Origin of the sequence: Agrobacterium sp. ES01 (assembly GCF_050320885.1) — a bacterium.
Classification (GTDB): Bacteria; Pseudomonadota; Alphaproteobacteria; order Rhizobiales; family Rhizobiaceae; genus Allorhizobium.
Genome location: NZ_JBNQTH010000003.1, coordinates 214391 through 232314, shown reverse-complemented (window position 1 = coordinate 232314; position 17924 = coordinate 214391). Strand labels below are relative to the sequence as shown.

General features: G+C 58.9%; 20 protein-coding genes. 9 read left to right on the top strand and 11 right to left on the bottom strand.

All coding sequences use genetic code 11. The features are described 5' to 3' along the window. The first annotated feature begins 27 nt into the window (after nucleotides 1–27). Nucleotides 28–837 carry a glutamate racemase gene (gene murI, locus ACQQ2Q_RS10455; protein WP_428187005.1) on the top strand — a complete coding sequence of 270 codons (810 nt, stop codon included), beginning with the start codon at nucleotides 28–30 and terminating at the stop codon, nucleotides 835–837. Nucleotides 838–1231: 394 nt separating this feature from the next. Then, on the top strand, nucleotides 1232–1465 hold the full coding sequence (locus ACQQ2Q_RS10450) for a hypothetical protein (RefSeq protein WP_428187004.1): 234 nt from the start codon (nucleotides 1232–1234) through the stop codon (nucleotides 1463–1465). 41 nt (nucleotides 1466–1506) lie between these two features. Here ACQQ2Q_RS10450 and ACQQ2Q_RS10445 read toward each other — a convergent pair whose 3' ends face one another. Then, nucleotides 1507–2220, bottom strand: coding sequence for an ArsR/SmtB family transcription factor (locus ACQQ2Q_RS10445; RefSeq protein WP_428187492.1), 714 nt, complete (start codon nucleotides 2218–2220; stop codon nucleotides 1507–1509). A 131-nt stretch (nucleotides 2221–2351) separates the two neighbouring features. On the opposite strand from ACQQ2Q_RS10445, the gene ACQQ2Q_RS10440 reads away from it, so the two are divergent. After that, entirely contained in the window at nucleotides 2352–2573 is a 222-nt protein-coding gene (locus ACQQ2Q_RS10440) for a DUF1127 domain-containing protein (protein WP_428187003.1), read from the top strand. 143 nt (nucleotides 2574–2716) lie between these two features. After that, complete coding sequence (locus ACQQ2Q_RS10435) at nucleotides 2717–4243, top strand: helicase HerA domain-containing protein (protein ID WP_428187491.1); 1527 nt, start codon at nucleotides 2717–2719, stop codon at nucleotides 4241–4243. Nucleotides 4244–4247: 4 nt separating this feature from the next. On the opposite strand, the gene ACQQ2Q_RS10430 is transcribed toward ACQQ2Q_RS10435, so the two are convergent. From ACQQ2Q_RS10430 to ACQQ2Q_RS10415, 4 genes are all read right to left on the bottom strand, one after another. Further along, a complete protein-coding gene (locus tag ACQQ2Q_RS10430) occupies nucleotides 4248–4667 on the bottom strand; it encodes a DUF1810 domain-containing protein (protein ID WP_428187002.1) in 420 nt (139 codons plus the stop codon). Between the two features lie 62 nt (nucleotides 4668–4729). Then, on the bottom strand, nucleotides 4730–5965 hold the full coding sequence (pepT, locus tag ACQQ2Q_RS10425) for a peptidase T (protein ID WP_428187001.1): 1236 nt from the start codon (nucleotides 5963–5965) through the stop codon (nucleotides 4730–4732). A 37-nt stretch (nucleotides 5966–6002) separates the two neighbouring features. After that, nucleotides 6003–6833: a D-alanyl-D-alanine carboxypeptidase family protein gene (locus ACQQ2Q_RS10420; protein ID WP_428187000.1), complete on the bottom strand. Its 831-nt coding sequence runs from the start codon at nucleotides 6831–6833 to the stop codon at nucleotides 6003–6005. Between the two features lie 135 nt (nucleotides 6834–6968). Then, nucleotides 6969–8009, bottom strand: a complete 1041-nt coding sequence (locus ACQQ2Q_RS10415; RefSeq protein ID WP_428186999.1) for an endonuclease/exonuclease/phosphatase family protein — start codon at nucleotides 8007–8009, stop codon at nucleotides 6969–6971. Between the two features lie 368 nt (nucleotides 8010–8377). On the opposite strand from ACQQ2Q_RS10415, the gene rpsD reads away from it, so the two are divergent. The 5 genes from rpsD to ACQQ2Q_RS10390 all read left to right on the top strand — a co-directional run bounded on the left by rpsD (nucleotide 8378) and on the right by ACQQ2Q_RS10390 (nucleotide 12699). Beyond that, nucleotides 8378–8995, top strand: a complete 618-nt coding sequence (gene rpsD, locus ACQQ2Q_RS10410) for a 30S ribosomal protein S4 (RefSeq protein ID WP_428186998.1) — start codon at nucleotides 8378–8380, stop codon at nucleotides 8993–8995. 111 nt (nucleotides 8996–9106) lie between these two features. Then, nucleotides 9107–10033, top strand: a complete 927-nt coding sequence (locus tag ACQQ2Q_RS10405; RefSeq protein ID WP_428186997.1) for a glutaminase — start codon at nucleotides 9107–9109, stop codon at nucleotides 10031–10033. A gap of 67 nt (nucleotides 10034–10100) precedes the next feature. Continuing rightward, nucleotides 10101–10973 carry a tRNA 2-thiocytidine(32) synthetase TtcA gene (gene ttcA / locus ACQQ2Q_RS10400; protein ID WP_428186996.1) on the top strand — a complete coding sequence of 291 codons (873 nt, stop codon included), beginning with the start codon at nucleotides 10101–10103 and terminating at the stop codon, nucleotides 10971–10973. A 45-nt stretch (nucleotides 10974–11018) separates the two neighbouring features. Continuing rightward, nucleotides 11019–11846 carry an inositol monophosphatase family protein gene (locus ACQQ2Q_RS10395; RefSeq protein ID WP_428186995.1) on the top strand — a complete coding sequence of 276 codons (828 nt, stop codon included), beginning with the start codon at nucleotides 11019–11021 and terminating at the stop codon, nucleotides 11844–11846. 31 nt (nucleotides 11847–11877) lie between these two features. Beyond that, entirely contained in the window at nucleotides 11878–12699 is an 822-nt protein-coding gene (locus tag ACQQ2Q_RS10390) for an inositol monophosphatase family protein (RefSeq protein ID WP_428186994.1), read from the top strand. Between the two features lie 84 nt (nucleotides 12700–12783). On the opposite strand, the gene ACQQ2Q_RS10385 is transcribed toward ACQQ2Q_RS10390, so the two are convergent. The 6 genes from ACQQ2Q_RS10385 to ACQQ2Q_RS10360 form a co-directional block, all read right to left on the bottom strand. After that, a complete protein-coding gene (locus ACQQ2Q_RS10385) occupies nucleotides 12784–13989 on the bottom strand; it encodes a multidrug effflux MFS transporter (protein ID WP_428187490.1) in 1206 nt (401 codons plus the stop codon). Between the two features lie 116 nt (nucleotides 13990–14105). Continuing rightward, nucleotides 14106–14438: a Grx4 family monothiol glutaredoxin gene (gene grxD, locus ACQQ2Q_RS10380; protein ID WP_428186993.1), complete on the bottom strand. Its 333-nt coding sequence runs from the start codon at nucleotides 14436–14438 to the stop codon at nucleotides 14106–14108. Between the two features lie 140 nt (nucleotides 14439–14578). Then, nucleotides 14579–14809 carry a hypothetical protein gene (locus ACQQ2Q_RS10375; RefSeq protein WP_428186992.1) on the bottom strand — a complete coding sequence of 77 codons (231 nt, stop codon included), beginning with the start codon at nucleotides 14807–14809 and terminating at the stop codon, nucleotides 14579–14581. Nucleotides 14810–14821: 12 nt separating this feature from the next. Beyond that, entirely contained in the window at nucleotides 14822–15055 is a 234-nt protein-coding gene (locus tag ACQQ2Q_RS10370) for a BolA/IbaG family iron-sulfur metabolism protein (protein WP_428186991.1), read from the bottom strand. A gap of 15 nt (nucleotides 15056–15070) precedes the next feature. Next, nucleotides 15071–17302, bottom strand: coding sequence for a phosphoribosylformylglycinamidine synthase subunit PurL (purL, locus tag ACQQ2Q_RS10365; RefSeq protein WP_428187489.1), 2232 nt, complete (start codon nucleotides 17300–17302; stop codon nucleotides 15071–15073). Between the two features lie 190 nt (nucleotides 17303–17492). Beyond that, nucleotides 17493–17879 carry a DUF6636 domain-containing protein gene (locus tag ACQQ2Q_RS10360; protein ID WP_428187488.1) on the bottom strand — a complete coding sequence of 129 codons (387 nt, stop codon included), beginning with the start codon at nucleotides 17877–17879 and terminating at the stop codon, nucleotides 17493–17495. Nucleotides 17880–17924: the final 45 nt, after the last annotated feature.

The following is a 17924-nucleotide window of genomic DNA, read 5'->3' as shown; positions in this document are numbered from 1 at the left end:
TGGGTTGACGGGAACCGGGGAAATGCGATGGCAGATGTTTTTAAGCCGATTCTGATTTTCGATAGCGGTATTGGCGGATTGACGGTGTTGCGCGAGGCGCGGGTGCTAATGCCGGAACGCGGCTTCATCTACATTGCCGACGATGCCGGCTTTCCCTATGGCGGCTGGGAAGAGGAACCGCTCAAGGCCCACATACTCGCACTTTTCGAGCGCTTGCTGGCAACCTATGATCCTGAGGCCGTGGTCATTGCCTGCAGCACCGCCTTCACTCTGGCGGGAGCCGATCTGCGCGCCCGGTTTCCGGATATATGTTTCATCGGCACTGTGCCGGCGATCAAGCCTGCTGCGGAGCGCACGCGTTCCGGCCTCGTTTCTGTTCTGGCGACCCCTGGGACCGTCAAGCGCGCCTATACGCGCGACCTGATCCAGTCCTTTGCGGCGCGCTGTCATGTGCGCCTGGTCGGGTCCGAGAACCTTGCGCGCATGGCTGAAAGCTATGTGCGTGGCGAAACCGTTGCCGACGATGCTGTGCTTCACGAGGTGATGCCCTGTTTCATCGAGCAGGATGGCCGCCGCACAGATATCGTGGTGCTTGCCTGTACGCATTACCCCTTCATGGCCAATGTCTTTCGCCGTCTGGCACCGTGGCCTGTCGACTGGATCGATCCGGCAGAAGCGATCGCCCGGCAGGCGCGGCGGCAGGTGCCTTTGGTCGATTGCGCATTGCATCCCGACCAGCACGACTTCGCCGTGTTCACCTCCGGCAAGCCGGATTTTTCCGCCCGACGCCTGTTGCAGGGATTTGGGCTGCAGATCGCGGATGCTGTAACCGGCTGATCTCGGTTTGTGGCTTTTCTGCCACTGTCATGCAGGAGTGGGCGCAATCGCCAATTGCGGTCTTGTCGTGGGCCGCGACGCGTGGCATAGAATTTTCCATCCGCAACTCAATTCAGAGGAGACGTTATATGATGCATTTTTACGTAGTTCGACGTCGCTCTGGCGGACTGGCTCGTTCCACTTCGTCCCGCGTTGGCGGGATGCAGTGCGCAATGATGCTCTCTCGACCCTAAGGTCGATATTTCAGCGCTTTAGCGTCAAGCCCTTATCTCCGATGTGAGCGATTCCTGCTGTAGGCGTACTGCGTCTTCACGCGGATATTCGTCGCATCGTTCATGATGACACATTTACCCGTAAAGGATCCGGCGACCGTTTGGCGCCGGGATGAGAACCTATGCGTGAATTTCAATCAAAAGTTGTTTCCGTCGATGCCGAAATCGAGAAACTGTGCGCCGAATTCGGCGTCTTGCGTGTCTTGCGCGCGGTCGCTGCGGCGTTCGGCGCAAAACGCCAGTGGCGTCAAAATCGCATCGAAGATCTGAACGCACACATGCTGCACGACATCGGGTATGAGCGTCGTGCGGAAAAGCCCAGGGACGAAATCTGGTTCAGACGTGGCCCATTCTGATAGTTGACCGCTGAAGGACTGTTGAGCATTGGGTTATGCCGTCAAAGCGGGTCGGGGAGCATCAGGTCTTCCGGCCCGATCTGCATGGTCTCGCGAAAGCCGCGTTCGCCCGGTCGGGTGATCGCAAGGGTTCGGCTGTCAGGTCCATTGCGCAGCCAGCCGAGCTCTATGCAGCGCTGGAGAAGCGCGGCTCCGAGCCTTCCGCCGATATGCATGCGACGCTCGCTCCAGTCGAGGCAGCAGCGACAGAGAGGGCGTGTGCTCTTGCGATCCGGTTCGAGGTCGATGCCGAAATCGCAGAAGAACCGTTTGCCTTCGTCTGTCACGATGCCGGCGCCATCGCCAAGGTGTAGATAGCCGTCCTGTTCAAAGCGTTCGGCAAGGGCGACCGCGAGTCTGCCAGCCATGTGGTCGTAACAGGTTCGGGCGTGGCGCATCGCCGCGTCTTTCGGGCCGGTCGGTCGATGGCGTTTTGGTCCGTCCATGCTCAGGTTGGCCACACTTTCCAGCGTCTGGGCCACAGCTGCCGAGGCGAGGCGATAGTAGCGGTGACGCCCCTGTTTCTCCACCGCGACCAGATGTCCGTCCAGCAGTTTGGCCAAATGGCCGCTGGCCGTTTGCGGCGTGACACCCGCTGACCAGGCAAGCTCGCTCGCCGTCAGCGCCTTGCCGCCCAACAGGGCGGACAGGATATTGGCGCGCGCCACATCGCCGATCAGGGCCGCGACTTCCGCGAGATTGATGCCGGATATCATCGTGTTCATGGACCAATGATAGCGGCAGCGCAGCGCAACGTCATCAGCCGATACTACGGTAAGCGCCGAAGCATCGTCTCGCTGCAATCCGATAGGCAAGTCGGGTCATGATCCAACAGGAGCCGAAGCGCATGTCCGATTCTCTTGAAACGACCGCCATCGAGGCCGATGTTGTCCCCCAGACTGCATTTCGAGACCGGCTGAAACACGGGGTTCGGCTCTTACTGGTTTTCTGGCCGCGAAAGGCACGTAGTCGGTTGGCGCTTCGGGAACTGGACGACCATTTGTTGAGGGACATCGGCCTCAGCCGAACGCAGGCAAAGCGTGAGGCGGAAAAGCCGTTCTGGCGCTGATGTATTTTTGCGTCATGGGCCGAATTCCCTGTGAATTGCCCGCATTGGATGCGTCTCATCCATCGCAATTCTGTTAAGAGATCGGATTGCCGATTGGCGGAATCGGCCATGTTCACGCATTCGCATTCACGAGGACTGTCACGTTGAAGGTCGGGATCGACATGGGAACCCTATCGGGCGGCCAACCGGCTTCGCTCGATATCGAGGAATTGCTTGCCACGCGTCTGCTGGTGCAGGGCAATTCCGGTTCCGGGAAGTCGCATCTTCTGCGCCGCTTGCTCGAACAGTCGGCACAATGGGTGCAGCAGGTCATTATCGACCCCGAAGGCGACTTCGTCACATTGTCCGAAAAATACGGCCATATCGTCGTGGATGGCGAGCGCAGCGAGGCCGAGCTGATCGGTATTGCCGATCGTATTCGCCGTCACCGCGTGTCATGCGTGTTGACGCTGGAGGGACTGGAAGTCGACCAGCAGATGCGGGCAGCCGCCGCCTTCCTCAACGGGCTTTTCGATTCCGACCGTGAATTCTGGTATCCGGTCCTGGTGGTGGTGGACGAAGCGCAGATGTTTGCGCCGGCTGTTGCCGGTGAGGTGTCCGAAGACGCGCGCAAATCCTCGCTCAGTGCCATGACCAATCTGATGTGCCGTGGCCGTAAACGCGGACTTGCGGGTGTCATTGCCACCCAGCGTCTGGCAAAGCTTGCCAAGAACGTGGCGGCGGAAGCCTCGAACTTCCTGATGGGGCGAACCTTTCTCGATATCGACATGGCACGCGCTGCCGATCTGCTGGGCATGGATCGCCGCCAGGCGGAAATGTTCAGGGATCTTCAGCGCGGTAATTTCGTGGCGCTGGGGCCGGCCTTGTCGCGGCGTCCTTTGCCGATCGTCATTGGTGCCGTTGAAACCTCCGCCCGTTCATCATCACCGAAGTTGATGCCTTTGCCGGACGCACCGCAGGATGTCGAGGATCTGATCTTCACGCCCGATCCCGAAGAGTTCAATCGGCCAATGGCGCCGCGCCGGGCGACGCCTGCGCCGCGACCGACGACCGATATTCTGGCCGAGTTGTCGAAGGCGCCGGTTGCCGGCGAGGATATCATTCCCGCTGCGCCATCACGGCCTTCCGCGCCGGCGCTTTCGCAAGAAGAGCGCGACGAACGGCTGTCTGGCGTACTCGACGAGATCCTGGGCGATCCGCAATCGGCCTACCGCACCGATTCCGTGCTCTATCAGGAATTTCTGGTGCGTTCCCGCATGCGGCGTGTCGGTGGTTCGCCCATGGCGATGGGCGAGTTTCGTCGCCGGGTGGCGATAGCCCGTTCGGGCGTGGATGCGGAGATGGCTGCATCCGAGGCCTGGGCAACCGTCTTGTCGTTGTCCGATCAGGTGGCGGATGATCTGAAGGGTGTTTTCCTGCTGGTTGCCAAGGCTGCCCTTGCCAGTGAAGCCTGTCCATCGGACCAGCGCATTGCCAAGGCCTATGGCACGCATTCGGCCCGTCGGGCCAGACGTCTGCTTGGCTATTTCGAAGAACAGGGGCTGATCGTCGTCCACACAGACCTGTCCGGGAAGCGCATTGTTGCTTTCCCGGAACTCGAAGTGGAGACCGCGCCCGGAGCTGCCGACGCGCCGGACGACGTGGCCGGTGGCCAAGAGGCCGCCGAGTGAGGCGCTAGAGCCTTTCTATGGTCTGCGGATCGGACGCGCCGCCATAGAATTTGTCGAGCACGTCTTCAAAGATATTGCCGTCGAGGCTGACACAGGCAAACAGCGTCATCGATGATTTCAGTTTCAAATCGTCAGGCGAGCCGAAAATCGTGCGCGCATCGTTGTTCTCCAAGTGGACAAGAATATCGCAGCATTCGACAAGGCGCTGGCCGAGTACGTGGTGCGCCAGATAGGCGCGGGCCTCGTTGAGCGACGAGATGGCAAAGCGTTCGGCCATCGGGCTGGAGCCCAGCCCCCGGACCTGCGGGAAGATGAACCACATCCAGTGGCTGGTCTTTCGACCGGCACGTAGTTCGCGCAAGATGTCGGCATAAACCGCGTCTTGCGCCGTGACGAAGCGCTCAAGGTTGAAAGGGGCGCTCATATTTGTCTCCTGCCATTGCATTCAGATATCTGACGCACATCTCAACTGGAGGTAAGTGCCGGTCAGGCGGCGCGTTCTTCCCAGACCTTCACCAGTGCCACGATCGTTTCCACGGCCTTTTCCATGTCTTGAACGCTCACCCATTCCAATGGTGAGTGGTAGGCATGGCCGCCGGTGTAGATGTTGGGGCAGGGAAGGCCCATGAAGGAGAGGCGCGAACCGTCGGTGCCGCCGCGAATGCTGTGCAGAACCGGCTCCAGGCCGACGCGACGGACGGCTTCTTCCAGATTTGCGATGACTTCCGGATGCTGGTCCAGAACTTCCTTCATGTTGCGATATTGCTGGCGCACCTTGAAGGTCATGGAGGAGCCCGGATAGGCTTTGAGTACGTCTTCGGCGATCTGCTTTAGAAGGTCTTCCTTCTCGTGAAGGCCCTGTTCGGCAAAATCGCGGATGATGAACTGCAGATGGGCGCTGTCCATCGAACCGGAGATGTCGGTCGGGTGGATAAAGCCATCACGGCCGCCTGTGGTTTCCGGTGCCTTGTCCTTGGGGAGACGGGCAACGATGTCGGCGGCGATCTTGATGGCATTTTCCATGACACCCCTTGCCGTGCCGGGGTGCATGGAAACGCCGGTTATCTCGATGTCGACGCCATCGGCGGAGAAGGTCTCATTCTCGATCTCACCGATGGTGCTGCCGTCCATGGTGTAGCCGAATGTGGCGCCCAGCTTCTTCAGGTCGACCTTGTCGGCACCGCGTCCGATCTCTTCATCGGTGGTGAAGAGGATCTTCACGTCACCATGCGGGATTTCGGGGTGGTCGATCAAGAACTGCGCTGCCGTCATGATCTCCGCCACGCCGGCCTTGTCATCGGCGCCCAACAGCGTGGTGCCATCGGTGGTGACGATGTCATTGCCGATCTGGTTCTTCAGTTCGGCATGGTCCGCCATGCGGATTACCTGGCTGGAATCGCCGACCAGTTGGATGTCGCCGCCCGCATAGGCCTTGACCACCTGCGGTTTGACGCCGGTGCCGGTGAAGTCGGGTGCGGTGTCGACATGCGAGCAGAAGCAGATAGCCGGGACAGCCTTGTCGACATTGGACGGGATCGTGGCGTAGACATTGCCATGCTCATCCATGTGGGCGTCTTTCAGGCCCATGGCCTGCAATTCCGCGGCCAGCAGGCGGCTCAGGTCTTTCTGCTTTTCCGTCGAGGGCTGAGCATCGGATTCCGGGTCCGACTGCGTGTCGATGACGACATAACGCAGCAAGCGGCTCAAAACAGTATCGGTCATTGTCTGAAATTCCTTATCCGGTCGGGGGCCGGGAAAACTATTGCGATTGTGTCGGTGCGGCAGGCGTTGCCGGCCCGAGATAGCGTTCCAGAAGTGCAATCATTTCCGCATCGCGTTCTTCTGCGGTCTTGCCGCCAAGCACGACGCCGACCACCCGTTTGCCGTTTCGGACAGCGGAGGTGACTAGATTGTATCCGGAGGCTTCGGTGTATCCGGTCTTGATGCCATCGGCGCCCTGAAAGGCGGAGAGAACGCCGTTGTGCCCGCGAAACTTCATGCTGCGGAACTGAAGCGTCTTCGATGCAAACATCGGGTACTCTTCCGGAAAATCTCGGATGAGCGCCATGCCGAGGCGCGCCATGTCGGTCGCAGTGGTCACCTGGGCCGGGTCGGGCAGACCAGCCGGATTGGTGAACACGGTGTCGCGCATGCCCAGTTCATGGGCCTTGGCGGTCATGACCTTGCCGAAGGCTGCCTCGGAGCCCGCCAGTTTTTCGGCCACGGCGACAGCGGAATCGTTGGTCGAGAGCACGATCATGCCCATTACCGCTTCGCGCACGCTGATGGTGTTGCCAACGCCGACCGCATATTTATAGGGGTCCTTGCTTTCGGCATTTTCCGACATGACCAGCCGCTCATCCCAGGTCAGGGTGCCGTTGTGGATGGCTTCGAAGGTCAGGTAGAGCGTCATCATCTTGGTGAGCGAGGCAGGATAATTCAGCTCATTGGCATTCGCAGCCTCGAGGATCATTCCGCTGGAGGCGTCGACGACGATATGGGCCTGGCCTGCTTGTGCCATGCCGGCGTGAAGGCCGAGCGCCACGGTGAAGGCTGCGCCAAGAAGGATACGCTGGATGCGTTGAAGCATGTAAGGCCCTGACTGGAACTGGTGTAGGTTTTCGATAGGTCGAATAAACCAGTTTGACGCCCCTGTCAGCCTTTGCGTTATCAAACTCATGACCTTTGATGGTTCAGAGTTTGGACCTCACGCCAGCTTGTTCGCCTATTTGGGCTTCATCTGCACGATGTCCTGGAGATAGGCATTGGAATAGTCGGTCTGGATTTCGATCCAGACGGGCAGGTGATCCGAGATTTCATGGGTGCGCCAGCTGGAGAAGGCCCGATCGGTTTTCGGGTAGACCTTTCCGCCGTCTTCGGGCTTTGGCTCTTGTGCTGCCATGGCAACGTAAGCGGCTGCCTCTTCCCTGGAGTAGACCACGTCATGCCAGGGAATGATGCCGGCATTCAGCATATGCTTGACGTCGGCGGGGCCGGTGAAGGCTATCTGGTCATAGGCTTTCTTGCCATCGAGCGACGAGGCGGGCAGGGGCGTGACGAGAAAGCCGTTATCGGTCAGTGCCTTCATGCTGGCATCCTGAGGACTGTCGATATTCATGTCGCCCAGCATGATATGGACTTCGTCGCTTTCCCGGGCGCGCTGGCGCAGCACGGTTGCGACGGCGCGGATTTCATCCTCGCGCATGGGACGGCCTTCCTGTTCTGTGAAGACAATGTGCGTCGAGCACAGCACAAAGCGGAACCAGCCGGACTGGAAAGCGGCAAAGAATGGTGTGCGGCCGATCTGTTCATTGCCGGCAAAGGTGTCCTTTTCCAGAACCAGTTCGCCGATCAGATTGCGGAAGAACACCTTGTTCTTGTTGTAGGCAAAGGCCATGCGCTCATGATTGCCGCGTCCGCCGCCAGAGCTGTCATTGACGAAATAGTCCCAATTGGGGCCCAAAAGACGCATGAGGCGTTCCATTGCCTCGATGGTCTTCACTTCCTGGATGGCGCAGATATCGAAGTGATCGATGATCTCGGCAATATAATGCATGCTTTCATCAAGGCGCAGCCGGCCGCCATCGAAGTGGCGGATGTTCCAGGACCCGATGATCAGCGAGTTCGGTTGGCGAATGGCCGTGATCTTGCCGTTCAGCATGGCACGCAGTCGCAAGAGCCGCTCGGATATCCAACCGGCCTGACCGGGCTTGTCCTTGCCACGCGGATAGCGCGTTTCATTCCTGAGGCTCTTGTAGTAGGCCATTGTCTTTCCTCTCTTTGAAACAGCCAGGCAGGACGCGCAGTCCCGGCGAGATTTAAGGTTGGGCGGTGGAGTGCAGTTTACGCCTTCTATTCCAGATTGTATTCAGCTTGATGACAGCGGTTGCGTGACAACTTCGGGGTATTCCGCCACCTATTGCGCAAAACCGGTTGACTTTACGGTGATCCCTGCCTAAAGACCCCATCAACACCGGGCCGCAATGTCCGGTGTTTCAACGACATGTCCCGTGGTTTCACCGTTCGCGAACGAGAGAAACCTGTCAGAACTTCCAAAATGAGGTTCAGAGGAGGGCGTGTTTCCTTGATCCGGTTTGGCAACAAACCGGTGTAATTGTTTGAGAAGGAAATGCGATGAGCAAGCGCGCTGCATCCAAGTACAAAATCGACCGCCGTATGGGCGAAAACATCTGGGGTCGTCCCAAGTCCCCGGTCAACCGCCGCGAATACGGCCCAGGTCAGCACGGCCAGCGCCGCAAGGGCAAGCTGTCTGACTTCGGTGTTCAGCTTCGCGCCAAGCAGAAGCTCAAGGGCTACTACGGCGATATCCGCGAGAAGCAGTTCCGCGCGACTTACGAAGAAGCCAACCGCCGCAAGGGCGACACAGGTGAAAACCTGATCGGTCTGCTCGAGTCGCGTCTGGACGCCATCGTCTACCGCGCCAAGTTCGTACCGACCGTTTTCGCGTCGCGTCAGTTCATCAACCACGGCCACGTCAAGGTCAACGGCATCAAGGTGAACATCGGTTCTTACCGCTGCAAGCCAGGTGACGTGATCGAAGTGCGCGAAAAGTCCAAGCAGATGGTGACCGTGCTTGAGTCGGTTCAGCTCGCTGAGCGCGACGTTCCGGATTACGTTGAAGTCGATCACAACAAGATGGTTGCGACCTTCGTTCGTATTCCTACACTGTCGGACGTTCCTTACGCCGTCATCATGGAACCGCAGCTCGTCGTCGAATTCTATTCGCGTTAATCCGTGCGGGATGGATTTTGGAAAAGCCGCCCTTCGGGGCGGCTTTTTCGTTTGCGCCGCGAAAATCAGCGGTCATGATGAGCATTGCCAGGTTCCAACACGAGGCATGACATGGATCTGCAGGTAGTTGTTGACGAGATCGTCGAAGAGCTCGCTCCAAGGCTGGGCGAGGGGCAGGTTGCCGACTATATTCCAGAGCTGGCGCGGATCGATCCCCGCCAATTCGGCATTGCGATCACCACCGTCGACGGCGACACATTTACCGCAGGCGATGCCGCGACCTCCTTTTCCATCCAGAGCGTATCGAAGGTCTTCATGCTGACGCTGGCACTGGGGCAGGTCGGCGAAACGATCTGGAACAGGGTGGGCCGCGAACCGTCCGGTTCCGCTTTCAACTCCATCGTCCAGCTTGAGCAGGAACACGGGATACCCCGCAATCCCTTCATCAATGCCGGGGCCATCGTGGTTTCGGATGTCGTGCTGGGAGGTCACCAGCCGCGCGAGGCGATTGGCGAATATCTGCGCTTCATGCGCTACCTGGCCGATGATGACAGCCTGTCGATCGACGAGAAGGTGGCTCACTCAGAGGAGCGTACCGGGTTCCGCAATTTTGCACTCGCCAATTTCATGCATGGCTTCGGCAATCTGCATCATCCGGTCGAACATGTGCTGGGCGTCTATTTCCATCAATGCGCGCTCGCCATGAATTGCGTACAGCTTTCCCATGCAGGCCTGTTTCTGGCCAATCGCGGCACCAATCCGATTACTGGCTTTTCCGTTGTGTCGCCCAAGCGGGCCAAGCGTATCAATGCGCTGATGCTGACCTGTGGGCATTATGACGGGTCGGGAGATTTTGCCTTCCATGTCGGGCTTCCGGGCAAGAGCGGCGTCGGCGGCGGGATCCTGGCGATCGCGCCGGGCAAGGCCTCTATTGCAGTCTGGTCTCCGGGTCTGAACAAGGTCGGAAATTCGGCTTTGGGGTCGGTTGCGCTGGAAATGCTGACAAACCGCACAGGCTGGTCCGTCTTCGGGACTTGATCTTGGCCGCGTAAGGGGGCATTCCCCTCAAAACCGCTCTGACGAACCGAGCAGGAAGGTTCAGACTGTGACCATCGTTTCTCCAATCGACGTTGCCGACGATACCGTCGAGGACACCGGTGCACATCCGCTGTTTTCCGGTGCGCCGAAAAGCGTGTCCTTCAACAAGCTGCGCAAGCGGTTGCTGCGCCAGACCCGGCAGGCGATCGAAGACTTCGCCATGCTGAAGGGACAGACGCGCTGGCTGGTCGGCATGTCCGGCGGCAAGGACAGTTATGGTCTCTTGTCGATCCTGCTCGATCTGAAATGGCGCGGATTGTTGCCGGTGGAATTGATCGCCTGCAATCTCGACCAGGGGCAGCCCAATTTTCCCAAGCACATTCTGCCCGAGTATCTGACATCGATTGGCGTTCAACATCGCATCGAATATCGCGATACCTATTCGGTGGTGAAGGAGAAGGTACCGCAAGGGGCCACCTATTGCTCGCTCTGCTCAAGGCTCAGGCGCGGCAATCTCTACCGTATCGCCCGCGAAGAAGGGTGTGACGCGCTGGTGCTGGGACATCATCGCGACGACATCCTCGAAACATTCTTCATGAACTTCTTCCATGGCGGGCGTCTCGCTGCCATGCCGCCGAAGCTGTTGAACGATGAGGGCGATCTGATGGTGCTCAGACCGCTGGCCTATGCGGCTGAAGAGGATCTCGCCAAGTTTGCCGTGGCCATGGAGTTTCCGATCATTCCTTGCGATCTCTGCGGCTCGCAGGATGGCCTTCAGCGCAATGCAATGAAGGAAATGCTGTCCGGCATCGAGGCCAAAATGCCGGGACGCAAGGACACCATGTTGCGGGCGCTTTCCCACACCAATCCATCCCATCTGCTCGATCCCAAACTGTTCGACTTTTCCAGTCTCGCTGTCACGCCGGCGTCACATGACTAGTGCAGGCGGGGCTTTCCTTTTTACCCCACTAGGGAAAGTCTGAAAATGTTTGATGACAGCCAGCTTGATCTGTTGCTTGAGATTGTCCGGGAGGCTGCGTCCGAAGAGATTCTGCCCCGCTTTCGAAAGCTCGCTGCTGGCGATATCGCCGAAAAGAAGTCTTCCATCGATCTGGTCACAGATGCAGACCTGATGTCGGAAAAGCGGATCACGCGGCGGCTGTTGGAGCATTTTCCGGCAGCTCATATTGTCGCTGAAGAAGCCTATGAGAACGATCGAAGCGTGATTAAAGGCCTGCGCGACGCCGATCTCGCCTTTGTCATCGATCCCGTCGACGGGACATTCAATTTTCAGGCCGGATTGCCAATGTTCGGCACTAATCTCGCGGTTGTCAGCAAGGGTGCGACGGTCGCTGCCATCATTCATGAAGCCGTGATGGGCGACAGCCTCGTTGCCATCAAGAATGGCGGTGCGCGCTTTATCGGTCACGATGGCACCGAGATGACGATTGCGGTTGCGCCATCGGTGCCGCTCTCGACGATGGTCGGGACAATTTCGATGAACGATATCGCCTATGAGGAACGTCGTCGCATTGCCGGCAATCTCGCCAAGACGAAGATGGCATTCGGCTATAATTGCTCGGCCTATGAATACTGGATGGCGGCGACTGGCAAGGTTCATTTCATCGGGCATCACAGCTTGATGCCCTGGGATCATCTGGCCGGTGTTCTGATCCACACAGAGGCGGGCGGATATACGGCGCGGTTTGACGGCAGTCCTTATCTGCCGGGCGATACCAGCGGTGGCATCCTTTCGGCGCCGGACCGCGATTGCTGGGAAATGATCCTGGCCGAGATCGTACAGGCGATCTGATTTTCAAAGACGGATAATTGAAGGAGACAGCATGGAAAACCTCGACATCGCAACGCTTGCCAATCTTTTGCAGGAGGCCGCGGTAAAGGAAATCCTGCCGCGCTTTCGCAATCTGGAAGAGGGCGACGTCAGGATGAAGACCGAGGCCATCGATCTGGTGACCGAAGGCGACGAGGCCGCCGAGCGTCTGATCGGTGCGCGCATTGCCGAGATCATGCCAGATGCGCTCTTCATCGGTGAAGAGGCGGTGGCAAGCGACCCGGCGCTGCTCGACAAGATCCAGGGCGCGGATCTGGCCGTCATCGTCGATCCGATTGATGGCACATTCAATTTTGCCGCGGGTCTGCCACTGTTCGGGGTGATGCTAAGCGTCGTCTCCAAGGGCGAGACGGTTGCCGGCATCATCTATGACCCTATCGGTAACGACTGGGTGATCGCGGAGAAAGGGTCAGGCGCCTGGTCCGTTCGTCCGGATGGCATGCAGACCCAGTTGGAGGTCGTCCCCGGTGTTCCGCTGGAACAGATGGTCGGCATTGCCAATACCAGCTATGTCGCCCTGGAGGAACGACGCCAGTTGCTGGCGCGCCTGGCGGATGTCCGTCTGTTCACCAGCTATCGCTGTGCCGCCCATGAATATCGCACCTTTGTCGGCGGCCATTTCCACTTCCTGATGTATCGCAAGCTGATGCCGTGGGATCATCTGGCGGGCGTGCTGATCGCGCAGGAAGCGGGCGCCCATGCCGCGCGGCTCGACGGTTCGCCCTATCTGCCGCATCACACCGATGGCGGCCTGCTGGTGGCCTGCGATCAAGATGCCTGGGATGAGCTTGCCGAGAAGGTTTTCAACGGCTGACAGGCCGGCCAATGCGCAACAAGAAAAGCCCGCGAAGTAAGCTTCGCGGGCTTTTTCGTTCAACCGTTCATTTCTGTTTCGAAATCAGACGGCTGGATTATGCGGCTGGAAGAGTTTTCCTTTTTCGGCGATCAACACGAAGACAAGGCCCAAGACCGAAACGCCGAAGAAGCCGGCAACCATCGGGATCGCCGTTCCGTTGAAGGACTGGCCGATTACCGCGCCGATCAATGCGCCGCCGATGGTGCTGAGGAAGCCCAGCACCGATGAAGCCGTGCCGGCAACGCGTCCCAGAGGCTCCATGGCGAGCGAGTTGAAGTTCGAGCCGATCCAGCCGAACTGGAACATTGCCAGCGCAAACAGCGTCAGGAACAGCGGGAAGGGCATGGGCGAGGGGCCGACAAGATGGCCAATCAGCCAGATGAGATTGATCAGCATAAAGCCGATCAGCGCCCCATGCGACAGACGCCGCATGCCGAAACGCCCGACGAGCTTGGCATTGATGAAGGACGACAGCGCCATGAAGATTGCCACGGCGGCAAAGGCCACCGCGAACCATTCGCCGAGCTGGTAGATATCGATATAGATCTGCTGGGCGGAATTGATAAAGGCAAACAGCGCACCGAAGATGAAGGTGCTGGCCAGAGTGTAGCACAGTGCGATCCGGTTGGTGATCACGATCTTGAAACCTTCGATGATGACCTTCGGTGTGAAGGGACGTCGCTCATCGAGCGGCAAGGTTTCTGGCAAGCGAATATAGGTCCACAGGCCGACCACGGCCGCACCCAACGCCATGAAGACGAAGATGAAGTGCCAATCGGCAAACAGCATGATCACCTGACCGGTACCAGGTGCGATAACGGGCACGATCATGAAGACCATCAGGATGAGGGACATGGCCTCAGCCATGCGGCGACCGCCATAGACGTCGCGCACGATCGAGACGGTGATGACGCGCAGCGATGCGGCGCCAATGCCCTGGATTACGCGCAGGGTGAGCATGGTCTCGAAGTTTGGCGCAATGGTCGCGCCGAGAGCGGCGACGATATAAAGGCCAAGGCCGAACAGGACGGGAATGCGCCGTCCCAGCCGGTCGGAGGCCGGTCCATAGACCAGCTGCGCCATGCCGAAGCCCAGCAGAAATGATGAGACGATATATTGATTGTGGTTCGGATCGATCACGCCCAGATCGCTGCCGATCAGCGCAAGGCCGGGCAACATGCTGTCGATGGCAAGGGCGGTCAGCGACATCAGCGCTGCCATGAGCGCGATGAATTCAACCCGGTGCATCGCGCCAAGCGCGGCTGGATTTTCAGACGTACTGGACATAGAGACTTTCCAAACAGAGAGAAAGGCGCTGCTGGGCAGCGCCTTCAATATAGATAGGTAATGCGGTTTGTCGGGTTTTATGCAGCGCCGCGTACGGCGATGCCCTGCTGTTCGAAGTGGCCCTGCAATTCGCCGGCCTGGAACATTTCGCGGATGATGTCGCAACCGCCGATAAACTCACCCTTGACATAAAGCTGCGGGATCGTCGGCCAGTTGGAAAACTCCTTGATGCCCTGACGGATCTCGTCATCGGCGAGTACGTTCACGCCCTTGTAATCAACGCCGAGGTAATCGAGAATCTGGACCACCTGACCGGAGAAGCCACATTGCGGAAACTGCGGTGTGCCCTTCATGAATACGACGACGTCGTTGGACTTCACTTCATTGGCGATGAATTCGGTGACACTCATGGATCTTCCTTTCACATACGGGTTCAAGGTCCGCTGCTTGCTTTGCCTCTAGATAGCATGGACGGCCGCGAATTCCAGCAGGGGGAGGGAAAAATAAGGCATCTCCTGCCCGAACGGGCTCTCCCACCCAAACCTACTGGTCACCGGCTACGCTGTTTGCTGCGCTTGGCGGCCGTGCGGCGTTTGCTGACCTGTTTGCGGGCTGGCTTCCTGGCCGCGGTGGTCTTCTTGCGGACGAACCGTCCGGTGGTGGCCGAGCGGGCCTGACGCTTGCGGCGGCGTGTCGTCGTGCGCCCGGTGGTCTTTTTCAGGACTTCTCTGAGGGCACCCTCTACCAGCTTTTCTACGAATTCACCGACGAGACTGGCCATGGCGTTTCAGTCCTATTCCGGAATGGAGGTCTGCAACGCCAATGCGTGCAGAACGCCGCCCATATTGCCCTTGAGCGCATCGTAGACCATCTGGTGCTGTTGAACGCGCGTCTTGCCACGGAACGCCTCTGCGACGACTTCGGCTGCATAGTGATCGCCATCGCCGGCCAGATCTCGGATCACCACCTTTGCTCCGGGGATGCCCGCCTTGATCATGTCTTCGATGTCGCCTGGTTTCATTGCCATTTTGATGTTTCCTCGTTATTCCGCCGCAACCTTGGCCGCGTCGTCCATATAGGCAGGAAACCATGATTCATGGGCCTGGCGCAATTGTTCAGCGCTGAGCGACAAGACGCCATCGATGGTCAATGTGTCACCGCCCACTGTGCCGAGCTTGCGGAACGGCACGCCGGCACCTTCTGCGCTGGCGCAGACGAAATTGGCGAGATCGTCTGGAACTGCAATCACATAGCGTGCCTGATCCTCACCAAACAGCAGTGCATGCATCGGGCCGCGGCTGTCATCAAGGCTGATCTTCATGCCCTTGCCGGAGCTGATGACCATCTCGGCCAAAGCCAGAGCGAGTCCGCCTGAGGACAGGTCGTGGCAGGCAGTGATCTGACCGTTGCGAATGGCAGAGCGCACCAGTTCGCCATTGCGACGCTCGGCGTAGAGATCGACCTCGGGTGGGGGGCCATCGGTGCGGTCGAGAAGATCGCGCAGATAGATCGAGCTGCCGAGATGGGTGCCGTCGCCGCCGATCACGATGAGAGCATCGCCGTCGTTGGCGCTGCCGATGCGGGCCATGCGCGACCAGTCGGGCATGAGGCCGACGCCGGCAATGGTCGGAGTGGGCAGGATCGCCACCCCGTTGGTCTCGTTATAGAGCGAGACATTGCCCGAGACGATGGGGAAGTCGAGCGCGCTGCAGGCTTCACCGATACCCTTGATGGCTTCCACCAGCTGGCCCATGATTTCGGGTTTTTCCGGGTTGCCGAAGTTCAGGTTGTCAGTGGAGGCCAGTGGCTCGGCGCCGGTGGCATTGATATTGCGCCAGCATTCGGCGACGGCCTGCTTGCCACCTTCATAGGGGTCGGCCTCGACATAGCGCGGCGTGACGTCAGACGAGAAGGCCAGCGCCTTGGTCGGATGGGTTTCGACGCGCACCACGCCGGCATCGCCACCGGGAAGCTGCAGGGAGTTGCCCTGGATCAGCGTGTCATACTGTTCGTAGACCCAGCGCCGGCTCGACTGGTTGGGCGAACCGACCAGTTGCAGAAGCGCTGCGCCATAATCTTCCATTTCAGGAACCAGACTGGCTGGCAGCGGGCTGCGCTTGTCGGATTCGCGCCAGGGGCGATCATATTCGGGAGCCTGGTCACCCAGATCCTTGATCGGCAGGTTGGCCACTTCTTCGCCCTGATGCAGGACGCGGAAGCGCAGGTCGTCGGTGGTCTTGCCGACAATGGCAAAGTCGAGGCCCCATTTGACGAAGATCGCCTTGGCTTCTTCTTCCTTGGAGGGTTCCAGCACCATGAGCATGCGCTCCTGGCTTTCCGACAGCATCATTTCATAGGCTGACATCTGCTCTTCGCGAACAGGCACCGTGTCGAGGTTCAATTCGATGCCGAGGTCGCCCTTGGCGCCCATTTCGACGGCCGAACAGGTGAGGCCGGCGGCCCCCATATCCTGAATGGCGATGACGGCGCCCGTCTTCATCAGTTCAAGGCAGGCTTCCAGCAGGCATTTTTCGGTGAAGGGGTCGCCAACCTGAACGGTCGGGCGCTTTTCCTCGATCGATTCGTCAAATTCTGCCGAGGCCATGGTCGCGCCACCAACGCCATCGCGACCGGTCTTTGCTCCGAGATAGACGACTGGCAGGCCGACGCCCTTGGCTTCGGACAGGAAAATGCCGTCGGTCTTTGCAAGCCCTGCTGCAAATGCATTGACGAGGATGTTGCCGTTGTAGCGTTCGTCGAACTCGACTTCGCCGCCGACTGTCGGTACGCCGAAGGAATTGCCGTAGCCGCCAACGCCTGCAACCACGCCAGAGACGAGGTGGCGGGTCTTGGGGTGATCAGGTGATCCGAAGCGCAGTGCGTTCATGGCGGCGACAGGGCGCGCACCCATGGTGAAGACATCGCGCAGAATGCCGCCAACGCCGGTGGCTGCACCCTGATAGGGTTCGATGTAAGACGGGTGGTTGTGGCTCTCCATCTTGAAGACCACGCAGTCGCCGTCATCGATGTCGACCACCCCGGCATTCTCACCCGGACCCTGGATGACACGGGCGCCGGTGGTCGGCAGCGTGCGCAGCCAGCGCTTGGAAGACTTGTACGAGCAGTGCTCGTTCCACATGGCGGAAAAGATGCCGAGTTCGGTGAAGCTCGGCTCGCGGCCGATCAGTTCCAGGATCCGATCATATTCGTCCGGCTTCAGGCCGTGTGCGGCAATGAGTTCGGGGGTGATCGCAACAGTATTGGAAATTGTCATCGTTGTCCTGGGCTCTTCCTTGGAAGGCTTGCGCATGGGTAGAGGTTTGCCGGTTGTTTAACGCATGTGGCCGGGCGGTGCGACAGGAAATTTGCTCTTTTGATGTCAGAAGAGTGAATCCACAGGAATAGAAGAGGGAAATTTCGCTCGTCGAATGCTGCTTTGCATCGATGCCCTGCGGTCGCGTTTCTCAAAACACCGATTGCACGGCACGAGAGAGGAAAAATCCGTGTCCATCGCGGTTCGTGCATCTTAGGCCCTTGCGGGACGAAGAGCATATGATGCCACCAAGATCGGCAGTGACGCCGTATTCCGCTGTGTCAAAGCCGCCCTTGCTGCGATTAAGAGGCCTGCAGAGCATTTTTGCTGGCCCATATTCGCGCAGGGTAAAGTCATGTCCCCAGTCCGCCTTGCAGCTGGCCGGGCGCGGGATTGCTGGTGGATCCCTTCGTTGGATAATGGTGCAGAAGATATCTGTTTCGGTGTCGAAGTCCTCGCCGACCGAGCACTGAATATTTTGCGATGGTGTCTCGAATGTCCAGACATCGGCCATGGCCGGTGCCGTTGAAAATACCATCATTGCGACCGAAAGGCCTGAAAATCTCTGCATGCTCGCCCCCGC

What these genes read in the sequence shown, in the direction of transcription:
- purL (WP_428187489.1), bottom strand. Translation starts at nt 17,302, where the DNA reads ATGACAATTTCCAATACTGTTGCGATCACCCCCGAACTCATTGCCGCA.
- grxD (WP_428186993.1), bottom strand. Translation starts at nt 14,438, where the DNA reads ATGAGTGTCACCGAATTCATCGCCAATGAAGTGAAGTCCAACGACGTC.
- ACQQ2Q_RS10390 (WP_428186994.1), top strand. Translation starts at nt 11,878, where the DNA reads ATGGAAAACCTCGACATCGCAACGCTTGCCAATCTTTTGCAGGAGGCC.
- ACQQ2Q_RS10440 (WP_428187003.1), top strand. Translation starts at nt 2,352, where the DNA reads ATGTCCGATTCTCTTGAAACGACCGCCATCGAGGCCGATGTTGTCCCC.
- pepT (WP_428187001.1), bottom strand. Translation starts at nt 5,965, where the DNA reads ATGACCGATACTGTTTTGAGCCGCTTGCTGCGTTATGTCGTCATCGAC.
- ACQQ2Q_RS10375 (WP_428186992.1), bottom strand. Translation starts at nt 14,809, where the DNA reads ATGGCCAGTCTCGTCGGTGAATTCGTAGAAAAGCTGGTAGAGGGTGCC.
- ACQQ2Q_RS10395 (WP_428186995.1), top strand. Translation starts at nt 11,019, where the DNA reads ATGTTTGATGACAGCCAGCTTGATCTGTTGCTTGAGATTGTCCGGGAG.
- ACQQ2Q_RS10360 (WP_428187488.1), bottom strand. Translation starts at nt 17,879, where the DNA reads ATGGTATTTTCAACGGCACCGGCCATGGCCGATGTCTGGACATTCGAG.
- ACQQ2Q_RS10420 (WP_428187000.1), bottom strand. Translation starts at nt 6,833, where the DNA reads ATGCTTCAACGCATCCAGCGTATCCTTCTTGGCGCAGCCTTCACCGTG.
- rpsD (WP_428186998.1), top strand. Translation starts at nt 8,378, where the DNA reads ATGAGCAAGCGCGCTGCATCCAAGTACAAAATCGACCGCCGTATGGGC.
- ACQQ2Q_RS10370 (WP_428186991.1), bottom strand. Translation starts at nt 15,055, where the DNA reads ATGGCAATGAAACCAGGCGACATCGAAGACATGATCAAGGCGGGCATC.
- murI (WP_428187005.1), top strand. Translation starts at nt 28, where the DNA reads ATGGCAGATGTTTTTAAGCCGATTCTGATTTTCGATAGCGGTATTGGC.
- ACQQ2Q_RS10445 (WP_428187492.1), bottom strand. Translation starts at nt 2,220, where the DNA reads ATGATATCCGGCATCAATCTCGCGGAAGTCGCGGCCCTGATCGGCGAT.
- ACQQ2Q_RS10415 (WP_428186999.1), bottom strand. Translation starts at nt 8,009, where the DNA reads ATGGCCTACTACAAGAGCCTCAGGAATGAAACGCGCTATCCGCGTGGC.
- ACQQ2Q_RS10405 (WP_428186997.1), top strand. Translation starts at nt 9,107, where the DNA reads ATGGATCTGCAGGTAGTTGTTGACGAGATCGTCGAAGAGCTCGCTCCA.
- ACQQ2Q_RS10430 (WP_428187002.1), bottom strand. Translation starts at nt 4,667, where the DNA reads ATGAGCGCCCCTTTCAACCTTGAGCGCTTCGTCACGGCGCAAGACGCG.
- ACQQ2Q_RS10385 (WP_428187490.1), bottom strand. Translation starts at nt 13,989, where the DNA reads ATGCACCGGGTTGAATTCATCGCGCTCATGGCAGCGCTGATGTCGCTG.
- ACQQ2Q_RS10450 (WP_428187004.1), top strand. Translation starts at nt 1,232, where the DNA reads ATGCGTGAATTTCAATCAAAAGTTGTTTCCGTCGATGCCGAAATCGAG.